The following is a 14,252-nucleotide window of genomic DNA, read 5'->3' as shown; positions in this document are numbered from 1 at the left end:
GTGCACGGGGTAGACTGCGGGCGTGCAGTGCCCCAAGTGCCACTACGACCTGAGCGCGACCGACCCCAGGGGCAACTGCCCGGAATGCGGGGCCACTCCGAAGCAGCGGGAGACGCTCGCGCGCATGGGTGACCGATTCACGATGCCGCTCGTGTTTGGGTTGGCGGCCGTTGCGACGATGATCGGGCTGGGAATCATGTCGCGCGACACCCCGCTTCCTGCATTCCTCATTGTGCTGTTGCTGAACGTCGTGCCGCTGACCGCCGCGTGGGGTGTCCTCGCTACCTGTGCGCGTCCGAAGAACAGACGTGAAGCGTTGCTCGCGTCATTGCCTGCAGCGGTGGTCGTGACGGCGCTCATCCTCCTGCTCTACCTGGACGTGTTCGTGCTGCACGTGGATGCGCAGGGGGCGATCGCCCTGCTCGGAGTGCCTTTCGTGGGGACGCCGATCGCGCTGCTGATGGCAGGGGTTGGGGTGGGCCTCGTCGTGTGGCGGCGCCGTCGGCGTGGGCAATCAGGGCCTTAGCGCCCGCCCTTGCTCTTTAACCACCCATGCAGCCGCTCCGCGTCCCACGTGTTGATGCACAGCTCCGGCGTCAGCCAGCCGCGCCGGCCGGTGGCCACGCCGAAGCGGATGTTGTCGAACTCATCGCGGGCGTGCACGTCGCAGTCGATGGCGATCTTGCACCCGGCCTTTACAGCCTCGCGCACGTGCGAGTCGCGCAGGTCCAGGCGCATCCAGTGGCTGTTGATCTCGAGTGCGACGTCGTGCTCCTGCGCCGCCTTGATGATGGCCGCGAGGTCGGGGGAGAGGCCGGCGCGCCGGTTGATCAGGCGGCCGGTGGGGTGCCCGACGATGTGCACATAGGGGTTGCCGATCGCCTTGAGCATGCGCGCGGTGGCGGTGGGGGGGTCCTGCGTTAGCCCCGCGTGCGGCGAGGCGACGACGATGTCAAGCTGCTTGAGGATGTCGTCGGGGTAGTCGAGCGTGCCGTCGGCGAGGATGTCAACCTCGCTGCCCGCGAGGATGGTGATGCCCTTGACCTTCGCCGAGCGCACCGCGTTGATGTGCGTCAGCAGCCGCTCGACCGTGAGGCCGCCGGCGACGGCCGATGAGCGCGAGTGGTCGGTCACGGCGATCGTGTGGTAGCCACGGGCCTTCGCGGCCTCGGCCAGCTCCTCGATCGAGAGCTGGCCGTCGGAGGCGGTGGTGTGGGCGTGCAGCTCGGCCTTGATGTCGGCGACCTCGACCAGGCGGATCGGCGTGTTGCAGTCGCACTCGCCGCGGTCCTCGCGGCACTCGGGCGGGATGTACGGGAGCTTGAGGGCGGCGTAGACCTCTTCTTCGGTCGCGGCGGCGACTGGCTTGACGCCGCGGGCCTGGGGCGGGGTCTTCTCGTCGTCCTCGGGGAAGAGGCCCCACTCGTTGAGGGTCATGCCCATCTTGAGGGCGCGCTCGCGGAGGCGGACGTTGTGCTCCTTGCTGCCGGTGAAGTACATGAGGGCCGCGCCCCAGGAGGCGAGGGGCAGCACGCGGAGGTCGACCTGGATCGTGGGGCCCTGCTCGCCCTCATCGACGGTGCGCTTCCAGCGGCCCACGTCGAAGTTGAGGCTGGCGCGGACGGAGGACTTGTTGTCGCCCGCGACCAGCACCTGCGTGACGCCGGGCGTGGTGCGGAAGGCCTCACCAATCTGCGCGGCCTCGTGGTCGTGCCCGGGCCTGATGGCGACGAGGATGTCGATGTCGCCGACGGTGTCGCGCCCGCGCCGCAGCGAGCCGGCGGGCTCCACGCGCTCAACCATGGGCAGCTCGCGCAGGCGGCTGGCGAACCGCTCAGCCAGGGCGTAGGCCCGCCCCAGCCACAGCCGCTGCTGCCCCTGCTCGGCCAGCGCGATCGCGGCCTTGATCTTGTTCACCTGCTTCTGCCCCATGCGGGGCACGCCGAGAATGGTGCCGTCGTCGATGCACTTCTTGAGGCTGGGGATGTCGCAGATGCTGCACTGCGTCCACATGGCGCGGACGATCTTGGGGCCCAGGCCGGGGATTTGAAGGAGCATGAGCAGGCCCGGCGGCACGCGCGAGGCGAGCTCCTTGTGCTCCTTCACCTCGCCGGTGGCGGCGAACTCGAGGATCTTGTCGGCCATCTTGGGGCCGATGCCCTGGACCTCGAGCAGCTGCTTGCGGTCCATGGATGCGATGTCGTGGGGCAGGTCTTCGATGGCGCGGGCTGCGCGGGCGTGGGAGCTGGCCCTGAAGGAATCCTCACCCAGCAGGTCGAGCATCTGGGACATCTCGTGCAGCAGGGACGCCAGAGCCTGGTTCGCGGCGGGCATTTTGCATGCTAGGCGGGTGTGAGTAAGAACCGCGACCGTAAGGGAGCGGAAGCGGCGCTTCGCCGCTTGCGGGTTCAACCAGTACCACGGACAGCCGCGAAGCGCGGCTGTGTCCCTCCCTGACGGTCGGGGTTCCTGCTCGGAGCGCCGCGAAGCGCGGTGATGGCCGTCCTGAGGGTCGGAGTTCCGATATCCTTCCCGCCTACTCGGAGGGCCTTGTATGTTCCTGACCATGGCGGCGGAGACGGCAGCGGCGGCGACGAACACCTCGTTGTGGGACTTTTCACAGCTGATCGCGCCCGAGCACCTCGGGCCGAACCTGATCGCGCTGCTCACACTGACGCTGCTCGAGGTCGTCCTGGGGATCGACAACATCGTGTTCATCGCCATCATCGCAGGCAAGCTGCCCGAGGAGCAGCGGGACAGAGCCCGCAAGATGGGCCTGATGCTGGCGGTGGTGACGCGCATCGGGCTGCTGACGCTCATCTCCGTCATCCTGCAGCTCGCGAACAAGACGCTGTTCGCCATCGACTTCAACGTTCTGGGCCGGCAGCTCCAGCACGACTTCTCGTGGAAGGACCTCATCATCGCGGTGGGCGGCCTGTTCCTGATCTGGAAGGCGACACACGAGATCCACGCGTACGTGGAGGGCGACCCCGAGAAGGAGGTCAAGTCGAAGAAGGCGGCGACGTTCGGGGCCGTGATCGGGCAGATTCTCGTCGTGGACCTGGTGTTCTCGATCGACTCGGTGATCACCGCGGTGGGAATGGCCCGCAACATCTATGTGATGATGGCCGCGGTTCTGATCTCGGTGGGCGTGATGCTCGCGGCGAGCGGGGCGATCTCGCGGTTCATCAACCGGCACCCGACAATGAAGATGCTGGCGCTGTCGTTCCTGCTGATGATCGGCCTGATCCTGATCATCGAGTCCTTCGGCGGGCACATCAGCAAGGGCTATCTCTACTTCGCCATGGCGTTCTCGCTCATTGTCGAGGTGCTGAACATCCGCAGCCGCAAGAAGCGCGGGCTCGATAAGGGCTCGCCCAACGTCAACGTGCCGGTCGATCCATCGAAGCCCGCAGCGCCTGCTCCAGCGCCGGCTCACTGAACTGAAACCCGGAGCGGCGGAGCTTTGCGGGCAGCACGCGCGTGCTCATCAGCACGCCGTCGGCCTTTTCGCCCATCGCGGCACGGAGGGCCCAGCCCGGCGCTCGGGCGAACAGGCCGCGGTCGAGCACGCGCGCGAGCGTGGCGGCGAACTCGCGGCTGGTGACGGGCTGTGGTGAGGTCAGGTTCACGGGCCCGCGGAGTTCGGGCGTATTCAGCACGTGCCGGATCGCGGCGACGGTGTCGGGCAGACCGATCCACGGCCACCACTGATCCCCGCGACCGATCACGACCCCGAACCCGAGCCTGAACGCCGGGAGCATGGCGGCGAGGGCCCCGGCACGGGGAGAGAGCACGATGCCGATGCGGAGGTGTACGGTGCGGATGCCCGCGGCCCGCGCGGGGTCTGCGGCGGCCTCCCAATCACGCACGACCTCGGGGAAGAACCCGCTGCCCAGGCCCGAGTCCTCGGTCAGCTCGGCGTCGCCCTGGTGGCCGTAGTAATGGGCTCCGGATGCGACGATAAAGGTGCGCGGCGGATCGCGGAGCTGCGCGAGGGCCTTGGCGAGGGCGCGCGTGGTGTCGACGCGGCTGGAGTAGATCGCCTGCCGCTTGGCTTTCGTCCAGCGACCGGTCGCCACGGGTTCGCCCGCGAGGTGGACTACGGCGTCGAGCCCCTCCAGTGCGGCGGGATCGGGCGGCAGGAGTGGAGCCTCGGCGGGCGAGGTCGGCTTGTGCCGCACGAGCCGCAGGACCTCAGAGTCCTGGAGCTGCTCGATGAGCGCGGCGCCGATGAGGCCGCGGCTGCCGGAGATGGCGAGTCGGAGGGGCACGCGGGGAAGTGTTGGCCAGCTGGTGAACTCGAGCGAGCCCATGCTGCGGACGCGCCCCACGGTCGGCGGCGATGGTTTAGCATTGGCCATGAACGCCGAGACCCGGGTGTACGACGACGTCTTCGACATGCTGCCGCGCGAGGAGAACCCCTCGCCCATGGTGCGGATCACGCGCCTGGCGCCGGTCGAGGGATTCGAGCTCTTCGCCAAGCTGGAATGGATGAACCCCTTCGGCAGCGTGAAGGACCGGGCCGCGTGGTCGATGCTGCGGGACCTGGAGGTGCGAGGGCAGGTCTCGGCCACGCGCGGGATCGTCGAGCCCACCAGCGGCAACACCGGCATCAGCCTGGCCGCGATGGCGAGCGTGCGGGGGTACAAGGCGCGGGCGGTGGTGCCCGAGAAGGTGCCCGACGAGAAGAAGGTCATCCTGCGGATCGCCGGGGCGGATGTGGACGTCATGACCGACTCGATGTGCCCGTCGCCGGGCATGGGCGAGGGTTCGATCGGGATGGCCCGCAGCTACGCCCGTGCTCAGCCCGACAAGTACGTGATGCCCAACCAGTACGAAAACGCGGCGAACGAGCGGGCGCACATCGAGACGACGGGCCCGGAGATCTGGCGGCAGACCGACGGGCGCGTAACGCACGTGTTCTGCTCGCTGGGGACGTGCGGCACGGCCATGGGGCTGGCCCAGTACTTCCGCGAGAAGCACCCGCAGCACAAGGTGAAGATCATCGCCGTGCAGCCCACCGAGGGGCACGACGTGCCGGGCATCCGCAGCAAGAGCGAGCTGCACGTGGCGAAGCTGCTGCGGCCGGAGCTGGTGGATGAGGTGCTGGAGGTGGAGACCGAGGCCGCGTACGCCGCGGTGATGGAGCTCTGCCAGCGTGAGGGTCTCTTCGCGGGGCCGAGCTCGGGGCTGATCTTCGAGGGTGCGAGGCGGGTGCTGCGGAGGGACCGGCTGCAGGGGGTGGGTGTGATGATCTTCTGCGACAGTGTGTTCAAGTATGTGTCGAGCATGGTGAAGCACGTGGAGGGGCTGGGGGAGTTCTGAGCGGCTTTCCGGCCCTCCGCGTATGATCAGGTCATGGAGTTCAGCGGCGAAATCTCCTTCACGTACACCAATGGGGTGCTGAGGCCCGACGAGAAGCTGAACCTTCCTGAGGGCGCTCGGGTGCGTGCGACCGTGCACGTCGAGGAAGGTCACAAGCGAACGAAGGCGGAGATCATGGCCGAGATTCGCCGGCTCGGTGACAGCGGAGCGTTCAAGTATCCCGGTCGGACGATCACGCGCGACGAGATGCATGAACGCCATTGATACGAACGTCTGCGTCGCGGCGTTCACGGTCGGTGACCCGCACCGTGCGACAGCGCTCGAACTTCTGGAGAAGCTTCCAGACGATGGCACGGTGCTGCTCTGGCAGGTCGCGTGCGAGACCGGTGCTGTGTTGGAACGAATTCAGCGCGAGCAGGGCGCAAAGCACCGGCATGTCGATGATCCTCGTAAGGCAGTCGAGCTTCTGGTTGAGCGTTTCAGGCTCGTGTACCCTGGCACTGGGGTGCTTGCCCGCGGTTGGGACATCCACCTGAAGTATCAGGTGAGCTACTGGGATGCGATGTTGCTCGCGGCCTGCGCCGACGCAGGTGTCCGACTGTTGTACACACAGGACGCCCAGAGCCAGCCCGAGATCGACGGCGTCACGCTCATCAACCCCTTCGCCAGCTAATCTTCGACCGCGGCGTCCTCACCCACCCTTCAACTGCCGCCACTTCGTCACCGCCTCCGGCTCGCGCGGGTAGATCGGGGCGAGCGCGGCAGGGTCCACCGGCGCGAACGCCGCTGCCAGCTCCGCCACCGCCACCGCATCAAACTCCGGCGCACGCACCCCTATCCCCAGCTCCGCTGCCCGCGCAGCCACGGTTGGGGGCACGAACCGGTCCACCACCAGCAGCGAGGCGCTTAGTGCAGCAAGGTCCGCGGCCGTGATCAGCCGCCCCTGGTCCAGCGCCCGCACCGATCCGCCGTCAGCGCGAGCCTCGAATCGCGTCACGAACACCGACTCCCCCTTCGAACCTAGCCCCACCCCGAACACGCCCCCGTGCACCACCCGCGCGGCCACAGCGTGCGCCGTGGGCACCGCATGACACGCCGCCCCGGTGGCCTCGCAGATCATCTTGGCCGTGGCGATAGCAATTCGGACCGCGGTGTACCCGCCGGGCCCCGCGGACACAGCGACCGCTGTGAGGTCCCGCGGCTGGCGTCCTGCCCGCCGGAACAACCGGTCGATCGCGGTAATAAGGTCGTCGGTGTGGGGCTGCGTGCCCACCGTCTCACGCCAGAGCACTTCTTGCGCACCAGTTGCCCCGGTGGGCAGACCGGGAAGGAGAGCCACGCTCGGCGGGGCCGCGGAAGGGTTGCTGGTCTCAATACCGAGCGTCAGTGGGGGCTTCACCGCTGAAGGCTAGGTCGGCAGCGGAGCGCCGCATGGAGTACGCTTGCGGCCTTACAGGAGTGCGCGGCAATGGTGCAGAGGGTGCTGGGAGTGGCGGGACTTTGCGGACTGGTGGCCGGAGGCCTCGCGGGTCGCGCCTGGGCGCAGGACTCGGCACGGCCCACAGGCGACGTGCAGACCACGACCGCCACCGAGACCACCACCTCGACCGACAAGACGTTGAACGCGCAGGCCGGCTTCGAGCGCGACCCCAGCAAGTGGGATGTGAGCATTGAGCCCGCCGGCTGGTTCGTGGGCGCGAGCGGGCGCGTGGTCCTGCCGCGTGAGACCACCACCGGCGCCCCCGCCAAGCAGCGGCTGGTGGACCTCAACATGGACAACCCCCGCTTCGAGCCGCTGCTCGAAGTGAACGCCCGACGCGGCGACTGGCGGGCCACCTTCCGCGGCTCCTACTTCGGGGCCGAGCGCGATACGACGGGACTCACGGGCGAGTTGGGCGACGTGAGCTTCGACAGCTCCGACACGATCCGCACGGGCCTGGACCTCGCGATTCTGGAGCTTGAGGGGGCGTACACCTTCGCGGGGCGTCCGCAGGAACGGCAGCCGGACGGCACGTTCGCCTTTGATCCGCGCCTGGACGTGGTGTTCGGCGCCCACATTTACGCCGAGGAGTGGACGATCGAGAACCTCTCCGGGGGAACCGGCGTCACCAGCCAGAAGCAGAGCGACTGGTTCGTGCAGCCGCTGATCGGCCTCAAGCTCGCGGCCGACCTCTACGAGGAGGTCACGCTGGATGCGCAGATGACCTTCGGCGGCCTGCCCACCGGCGATGACTCATACTCCTTGGACATCATCGTGGGGGCGCAGTGGCGGCCCTGGACCAACATCGGCGTGCAGCTCGGCTACCGGGCCGTGTTCTTCGGCCTGGGCGGGGGCGAGGGGGACGGGGAGTTCAGCTTCGACGGGTCGCTGCAGGGGCTGTATGCGGGCGTGGTGGTCCGGTTCTGATGGGTGCAGCCGCCCGCGTGTCAAGCAAATCTGATGTGTATTGCGTGAGGATGGCCTGTGATAAGGGGGCCCTCATTCTGGTGCACTTGGGCGCAGCCCATTGACTGACCGGCTGATGCGCGCCATACTTGGACCCGAGTCGGCGCGTAAAGCCGTCATTCGTGGGAGGATGACAGCAGGCGGAGGGAACACCGGACGAGCAACTCCTGAGTCTTTTCCGGTGCGAGTGCAATGGTGAAAAGTCACGTGTGGGACGCCCCGCGAATAAGCGGGGAGTGGGCAGGCCACCGCCACGCCCGACGGATGAGTGGGAAGCGAACGCAACGCGGAAACAAGGACCCGACGCATGGCCACGATCACGAAGAAGGACCTCATCGAGCGCATCACCGAGCGGACCAAGCTCAAGCGCGCCGACACGAAGAAGGCGATCCAGGAGTTCCTGGATCAGGTGATCGTGGAACTGAAGAAGGGCAATCGGCTCGAGTTCCGCGACTTCGGCGTGTTCGAGGTCAAGGAGCGGGCCGCGCGCCTCGCCCAGAACCCCAAGACCATGCAGAAGGTCGAGGTCCCGGCCAAGCGGGCCGTCAAGTTCAAGGTCGGCCGCCTGATGCGCGAGAGCGTCGAACTCGACGTGCACCGCAACGGCCACGCCCCCATCGTTGAGGTCAAGAGCGGCGCCAAGGTCGGGGTCTAACACCGCAGGACAACCCAAACACTCATAGGACCTATAGGACTCATAAGACCTATAGGACCTATGCCCTCGCGCCCGTTGTGGGCCCTGCCTTGACGCTCCCGCTGCCGGCGTGCGCCAGCATGCGGTCGATCGCCAGCAGCGCCAGCTCGCGCACCTTGGGGTGCACGCTGACCTGATTGACGACCTTCGGCTTCTTGATCTTGGGGTCGCGCCCCGCCGAGTCGCCCGCGAGGTTGTCCAGCACCCACAGCAGGTGCGGCTGGTCGATGCGGTACATCGTCGTGCACAGGCACTGGCAGTCGCTGAGGATCCGCACCGCCACGCCCCTGGCCGCGGCCTCCTTCGCCAGGCGCGCCACCAGGTGCACCTCGGTGCCGATGGCCCAGCGCGAGCCGACTGAGGCCTCGCGGATGGTGCGGATGATGAACTCAGTCGAGCCCGCAAGGTCGGCCTTGTCCACCACCTCCTTCGCGCACTCGGGGTGCACGAGGATCGTGGTGGGCTCCGCGTCAGGGTTGGCGGCGTTTTCAGCGCGGATCTGGTCGCAGTGCTCGGGGCGGAAGAGCTTGTGCACCGAGCAGTGGCCCGCCCACAGGATGACCTTCGAGGCCAGCAGCTGCTCGGGCGTGGCCCCGCCAAGCGCGTGGCCGCGCCGGGTCAGGCGCGGGTCGTAGAGGCAGGTGTGGGCCTTCGTATCAATGCCGTAAGCGGAGGCGGTGTTGCGCCCCAGGTGCTGGTCGGGCAGGAAGAGGACCTTGATGTCCTGGGTGGCACCGGTCTCCCGACCGGTGGTCCCGCCACTCATTGCCCACCGGAACACCTCGCCCGCGTTGCTGCTGGTGCAGCACGCGCCGCCGTGCTCGCCCACGAAGGCCTTGATGGCCGCGGACGAGTTCACGTAGGTGATGGGGACGATGGTCCCCTTCCACCCCTGCTCGGCGAGGCTCGCGTGGATGTCCTCCCACGCCTGCACGGTGTCGTCGTACTGGGCCATGTCGGCCATCGAGCAGCCGGCCGACAGGTCGGGCAGGATCACCGCGACCTCCTCGGGCGTGAGCATGTCGGCGGTCTCGGCCATGAAGTGCACGCCGCAGAACACGACGTACTTCACCTTCCCGCTGGCGGCGACAAGCGCTGCCTGCTGCGAGAGTTTGAGCGAGTCGCCGGTGATATCGGCGTGCTGGATGACCTCGTCGGTCTGGTAGTGGTGCCCCAGAATGACCAGCTGGTCGCCCAGCTCCCGCCGCCGCGTCGAGATCGCGGCCGCGAGGTTCTCCGGCGTCATCTTCGTGTAGGACTCTGGGAGGGGCGGTTGCCAGAGCATGGGTGATTGTAGGTGCGATAAGAACCGCGACCGTCAGGGAGCGGCTCGCAGGATCGCCTCTCGCGCGGTAACCACGTGCATATCCACCCGCTCGGGTGCTTGCCTTCGTCCAACGAGCCCGACGCGCGAGCGAGGGCCTGCTCCGTTCACCCGCCCCGCCGAGACCGGCCGATAACCCATTCACGTGGACATAAGTGTGATCATCCCGACCTACAGGCGTCCGGAGAAGCTGCACGCGTGCCTCCGCGCGTTCGGCGAGCAGACGCTCGACCCATCTCGTTTCGAGGTGCTCATCGGTTTCGACGGCTACGACCCCGAAGGCGCGGAGGCCGCGCGTCGCGCCTGCCCCGAGCGGATCCGCGGCAGTGTGCGGCTGGTCGAAGGCGACCGCGTCGGCCTTACCGGTGTGCGCAACCGCCTCATGGCGACGGTCCGCGGGTGGGTGCTGCTGTCAACCAACGACGACGTGCTCCCCGAGCCGGGGTTCCTCGAGGCGCACCTGAGGGCCCACGAGCAGGCCCGGGCGGAACGGCGCGTGGTCGTCATCAGCGGGGCATCGCCGTGGGTGGTGCACCAGCCCGACCGTCTCTTCGACCGGCTCGTGCGAGAGACGTCGATGGTGTTCTTCTACAACGGCATGGACACCCCCGAGTCACTCGCACAACCCGACAAGGACTGGGGCTTCCGCCACGCGTGGGGGCTGAACATGTCGATGCCCACGCAGGCCGTGCGTGAGGTCGGCAACTTCACTGTCTTCCCCGCCTGGTACGGCTACGAGGACAACGAGATTGCCTTCAAGCTCAAGGAACGCTTCAGCGCGCCCGTGCTCTACCGCCCCGATGCCCGCCTGTGGCACGACCACCGCATGGAGCCCGACGCGTACCTGACCCGCGAGTTCTCTCTCGGCTACGCGGCCTTCGGCGTCGCCCAGACCTCGCCCGCGTTCGCCCGCGCCACTTTCGGGCGGGCGGTGAACGAGGCCCCCGAGCTGAGTTACTCGCGCGAGTTCGTGCGCCGAGAGCGCACCGGCGCGGCCCGGGCACTGCCCACCTTCCGTGCCCTCACGCAGCTCCCGCCCTCGCTGCTCGACGGCCCCGCAGGCGCGACCCTCCGCGATGCGCTGTACCAGCAGCACCTGCTGCTCAAGCGTTGGATGTGGCGCGCTGGCCTCATCGCCGCGGCGGAGAACCGGCCGATGCAGGTCGAGTGGCCGGAGTGAATCGAAAACAGACGACGTTCGTAACGAGCCCCGACGAGTCTTCGCGCGGCGTCCGCCCACGAAGTGAGCGGGCGGTGCTGCTCTCGTTGACGGGCGTGCCGGCGTGCCGGGTGTCGCAGGTCTCCCCGAGAACCCGTCACTACGTTCCGGGCTCGTAACGAACGTGCAAGATGTGCGCCCGCCTTTGCCGTTCGCGCTCTCATTCTCGTTCTGCCGCTCCCCGCTTCCTCACCGTCGGTACCAGCACCGTTGTCATCTGCACCAGCTGCCCGCGTCGCTGCGTGCGACCCTCCACGAGCAGGCGGCGGGCCTCGCGCAGGTGCCCCATCACCTTCGCCAGCGTCTCCTCGTCCACCCACCCGCTCTCGTGCATGCACGTGAGGTTCGGCTTGTCCCCCGTCAGCCGCACGGCCCTTGCCTCAAACGCCCGCCGCAGCCCCAGCCCCGCTGCCCGCAGCACCGCATCCGAAACCTCCATGAACGCCGCCGTGCCACGACCAGTCTCCTCGTCCCATTCGGTGCTGAAGTGATCGGCCGCGGCATCGAACACCGCCTCGCCACGCCCTTCGCCCGGGCCCGGCTCGCGCCGCGCCGCGACCGCAACGCCCGCATGTACGAGCGCCCTCAGGTGCGGGTACAGGCCGTCGGCGGGCCGGTCCATCGCCGCGGCCAGTTCCGCCACCGTGCACGGCCCCAGTGACACCAGGAAGCTGATGACCTCTAGCCGCACGGGGCTGGCGATCGCCCGCACCTGCTTCGAGGTCGTCAGCGTCATCAGCGGCCGACGCGACGGCAGCTGCGTGCCCGTGGGACCGCCATTCTTGGGCGTTCGTGTAACGCCCTTCCCCTTGACGCGTATTGACTGGCGCGGCATATTGAGAATAATACCAAAAACTCAAAGCACGCGCCGGGTGGGGCGCGGCCTTCAGGAGGTTCCCCGATGCAGTTCGCCCGTGTGTTCGCGGCCATGGCCGCGCTGGTCATCTCCGCCACCGCCCTCGCTGCTGCCCCCATCGCTGACGGCGTCAAAGGCCTCTGGTCCGGCCACATCGACGTGATGGGCCAGAAGCTCGGCATCCGCGTCAAGTTCACGACCGACACCGCCGCGACAATCGACATCCCCGACCAGGGCGTCACCGCAATGAAGCTCAGCGATGTGACGTACACGCCGCCGGCCGTCACGTTCCGGATGCCCGAGGTCCCCGGCGAGCCGTCGTTCAAGGGCACGGTGAAGGGCGACGAGATGACCGGCCAGTTCACCCAGAGCGGCGGCTCGTTCCCGTTCACCCTCAAGCGCACCACCGCGGAGGCCGTGCGTCGCCCGCAGGACCCCAAGCCGCCGTTCCCATACCGCAGCGAGGAGGTGACGGTGCAGTCCGCCGGCGCCAAGCTCGCGGGCACGCTCACGCTGCCGCAGGGTGAGGGCCCGTTCCCGGCCGTACTGCTCATCACCGGCAGCGGCCCCCAGAATCGCGACAGCGAACTCTTTGACCACCGCCCGTTCCTGGTGTGGGCCGACCACCTCACCCGCGCCGGGTTCGCCGTGCTCCGCGTCGATGACCGCGGCGTCGGCCAGTCCACCGGCGTGGCCAGCCGCTTCACCGACCTCGTCGCCGACGCCGCAGCGTGCGTCCGCCACCTCCGCACCCGCAAGGACATTGGCTCCGTCGGCCTGCTGGGCCACAGCCAGGGGGCCGAGGTCGCGGCCCGCGTCGCGGCGAACGACCCCAAGGTCGCGTGGGTCGTGCTGCTCGCTGGCATCGGCACCGACGGGGCCAGCAACCTCGCCGAGCAGAACCGCGCGATCTTCAAGGCCGCAGGCATGAGCGACGAGGGCGCTGACAAGGTGTGCAAGGCGGCGAAGGCGCTCTTCGACGGCGTGCTGGCCAACGCCCCCGAGAGCAAGCTGCGCGAGCTCGCCCGCGCCCTGATGCTCGCGCAGACCAGCGTGCAGGACATCCCCGAGGCCGAGGTCGATGAGGCCCTCAAGCAGCTCCGCTCGCCCGGCATGCGCGACTTGCTCGCCAACGACATCCGCAACGACCTCAAGAAGGTCCGCGTTCCCGTGCTCGCGCTGCTGGGCGGCAAGGACGTGCAGGTGCCCGCGTCCTACAACCGGCCCGCGCTGGATGCCGCGTTCAAGCCGATGAAGGACGCGACCGTGCGCGTGTTCCCCAAGTGCAACCACCTCTTCCAGCCCGCCACCACAGGCGGCCTCGAGGAGTACGGCACCATCGCCACGACCATCGATCCCGAAGTGCTCGACGCGGTGAAGGCGTGGATGCTCGAGCGCTCGAAGTGATTCGCTCTACGATCCGAACAAAAGAAAACGGCCGCACGAGCGGCCGTTTCTCATTTCACTCAGTTGTGGATCGCGTTCAGCTCTTCTTCCCCAGCACGAACCCGATGCCCGCGAAGAGCACCAGGCACGCCGCGGCCGCGCCCACGAAGATCATGTACTGGTCGCCGATCATTTTCAGCATGCCGCCGCCGGCGGTGCTGGTGAGGCCGATGATGAGCGTGAACGCCGCGAGGCCGATCGCGACGATCGCGCCCAGGGCCAGGCCGCCCATCCAGCCGCTGGCCGCGCCGTCGTAGGGCTCGGCGGGGATCATCGCGATCGCGGTGGTGGTCTCGGTAGTCTCCATGACCGCGCCGGGCGTCTCGAAGAGGGCGCCGCCCCCGTCGGTGATCGCCGGCTCCGCGGCCGTCTGCGCCGCCATCGTCTCGCTGCCGTAGACATCGCCCAGCAGGTCGGCGCCGAGCGAGGTGTCGTCGGGCTCGCGGGTCATGTCGAGCAGGCCGCCGCTGCCGCTGGCGCTCTTGTCGCCGGGGTCAACCAGCGAGCCGGGCGAGGTGGTGACGCGCGTCACGGCCGACGGGTCGGCCTCGTCGGTGCCCTCGGCCTCGAAGATGTTGATGCCCGTCGACTCCTTGGCCTCAACGAGGCCGGGGGCGCTGCCGCTGCTGGCAAGGGTGAGGGGCTCAAGCTCGCCGCTGTCGGCCAGCGGGATCACGTCGTCGCCGGCAAGCAGGTCGACCTGCTCACGCTTGAACACCAGGGCGTCGCGGTCGCGGAACTCCTGGAGCTGCCCCCGCGCGGCCATGTCGCGGACCTGGTCCGTCGTCTTGCCGAGCTTCTGGGCGGCCTCTTCGATCGAATAGAACATCTTGTCCATGGGGCGACGCTCCGGTGACTGCGAGATCGTTGTCGGTCCGGCGGGCAAGCCGCCAGTGGCACTTGCCTGTGGACCGGGGGGATGAGGCTACCCGAACCCGC

General features: G+C 68.2%; 15 protein-coding genes. 9 read left to right on the top strand and 6 right to left on the bottom strand.

The window, feature by feature from the left end; translation table 11 throughout:
• Positions 1-22: 22 nt before the first annotated feature.
• Complete coding sequence (locus VD997_07285; protein ID HYE61784.1) at positions 23-526, top strand: hypothetical protein; 504 nt, start codon at positions 23-25, stop codon at positions 524-526.
• Here VD997_07285 and polX read toward each other — a convergent pair.
• Positions 523-2,334, bottom strand: coding sequence for a DNA polymerase/3'-5' exonuclease PolX (gene polX, locus VD997_07280; GenBank protein HYE61783.1), 1,812 nt, complete (start codon positions 2,332-2,334; stop codon positions 523-525). The two genes, VD997_07285 and polX, sit on opposite strands and share 4 nt — an antisense overlap.
• Before the next feature lie 220 nt (positions 2,335-2,554).
• On the opposite strand from polX, the gene VD997_07275 reads away from it, so the two are divergent.
• A complete protein-coding gene (locus VD997_07275; GenBank protein HYE61782.1) occupies positions 2,555-3,442 on the top strand; it encodes a TerC family protein in 888 nt (295 codons plus the stop codon).
• On the opposite strand, the gene VD997_07270 is transcribed toward VD997_07275, so the two are convergent.
• Positions 3,384-4,403 carry a TIGR01777 family oxidoreductase gene (locus VD997_07270; protein ID HYE61781.1) on the bottom strand — a complete coding sequence of 340 codons (1,020 nt, stop codon included), beginning with the start codon at positions 4,401-4,403 and terminating at the stop codon, positions 3,384-3,386. The genes VD997_07275 and VD997_07270 overlap by 59 nt on opposite strands.
• Here VD997_07270 and VD997_07265 point away from each other — a divergent pair.
• From VD997_07265 to VD997_07255, 3 genes are read left to right on the top strand one after another with little or no spacing between them, the layout of a single operon-like run.
• The gene (locus VD997_07265) at positions 4,363-5,328 is read left to right on the top strand and encodes a cysteine synthase family protein (GenBank protein ID HYE61780.1); all 966 of its coding nucleotides are present in this window, start codon (positions 4,363-4,365) and stop codon (positions 5,326-5,328) included. The two genes, VD997_07270 and VD997_07265, sit on opposite strands and share 41 nt — an antisense overlap.
• Positions 5,329-5,361: 33 nt before the next feature.
• The gene (locus VD997_07260; protein ID HYE61779.1) at positions 5,362-5,592 is read left to right on the top strand and encodes an antitoxin AF2212-like protein; all 231 of its coding nucleotides are present in this window, start codon (positions 5,362-5,364) and stop codon (positions 5,590-5,592) included.
• A complete protein-coding gene (locus tag VD997_07255) occupies positions 5,579-6,001 on the top strand; it encodes a PIN domain-containing protein (GenBank protein HYE61778.1) in 423 nt (140 codons plus the stop codon). Before VD997_07260 ends, VD997_07255 begins: the two co-directional genes overlap by 14 nt.
• 18 nt (positions 6,002-6,019) lie before the next feature.
• Here the strand turns inward: VD997_07255 and tsaB are convergent, their stop codons facing one another.
• Entirely contained in the window at positions 6,020-6,727 is a 708-nt protein-coding gene (gene tsaB / locus VD997_07250; GenBank protein HYE61777.1) for a tRNA (adenosine(37)-N6)-threonylcarbamoyltransferase complex dimerization subunit type 1 TsaB, read from the bottom strand.
• 69 nt (positions 6,728-6,796) lie between these two features.
• Here tsaB and VD997_07245 point away from each other — a divergent pair, with 69 nt between their 5' ends.
• Both VD997_07245 and VD997_07240 read left to right on the top strand, forming a co-directional pair.
• A complete protein-coding gene (locus VD997_07245) occupies positions 6,797-7,735 on the top strand; it encodes a hypothetical protein (GenBank protein HYE61776.1) in 939 nt (312 codons plus the stop codon).
• 346 nt (positions 7,736-8,081) lie between these two features.
• Entirely contained in the window at positions 8,082-8,429 is a 348-nt protein-coding gene (locus tag VD997_07240) for an HU family DNA-binding protein (GenBank protein ID HYE61775.1), read from the top strand.
• Between the two features lie 58 nt (positions 8,430-8,487).
• Here the strand turns inward: VD997_07240 and nadA are convergent, their stop codons facing one another.
• Positions 8,488-9,753 (bottom strand): quinolinate synthase NadA, encoded by a 1,266-nt coding sequence (nadA, locus tag VD997_07235; GenBank protein HYE61774.1) that lies wholly within the window; start codon positions 9,751-9,753, stop codon positions 8,488-8,490.
• A 184-nt stretch (positions 9,754-9,937) separates the two neighbouring features.
• Between nadA and VD997_07230 the strand changes: the two genes are divergently transcribed.
• The gene (locus VD997_07230; GenBank protein ID HYE61773.1) at positions 9,938-10,972 is read left to right on the top strand and encodes a glycosyltransferase; all 1,035 of its coding nucleotides are present in this window, start codon (positions 9,938-9,940) and stop codon (positions 10,970-10,972) included.
• Between the two features lie 199 nt (positions 10,973-11,171).
• On the opposite strand, the gene VD997_07225 is transcribed toward VD997_07230, so the two are convergent.
• Complete coding sequence (locus VD997_07225; protein HYE61772.1) at positions 11,172-11,846, bottom strand: helix-turn-helix domain-containing protein; 675 nt, start codon at positions 11,844-11,846, stop codon at positions 11,172-11,174.
• A 66-nt stretch (positions 11,847-11,912) separates the two neighbouring features.
• On the opposite strand from VD997_07225, the gene VD997_07220 reads away from it, so the two are divergent.
• The gene (locus VD997_07220) at positions 11,913-13,274 is read left to right on the top strand and encodes an alpha/beta hydrolase (protein ID HYE61771.1); all 1,362 of its coding nucleotides are present in this window, start codon (positions 11,913-11,915) and stop codon (positions 13,272-13,274) included.
• Positions 13,275-13,350: 76 nt separating this feature from the next.
• On the opposite strand, the gene VD997_07215 is transcribed toward VD997_07220, so the two are convergent.
• The gene (locus VD997_07215) at positions 13,351-14,151 is read right to left on the bottom strand and encodes a helix-turn-helix domain-containing protein (protein HYE61770.1); all 801 of its coding nucleotides are present in this window, start codon (positions 14,149-14,151) and stop codon (positions 13,351-13,353) included.
• Positions 14,152-14,252 lie beyond the last annotated feature (101 nt).

The sequence above is a fragment of the Phycisphaerales bacterium genome, assembly GCA_035627955.1.
Lineage (GTDB): Bacteria > Planctomycetota > Phycisphaerae > Phycisphaerales > UBA1924 > JAEYTB01.
Note: the sequence above shows the minus strand (reverse complement) of the source record. Positions and strands in the feature narration are given on the sequence as shown.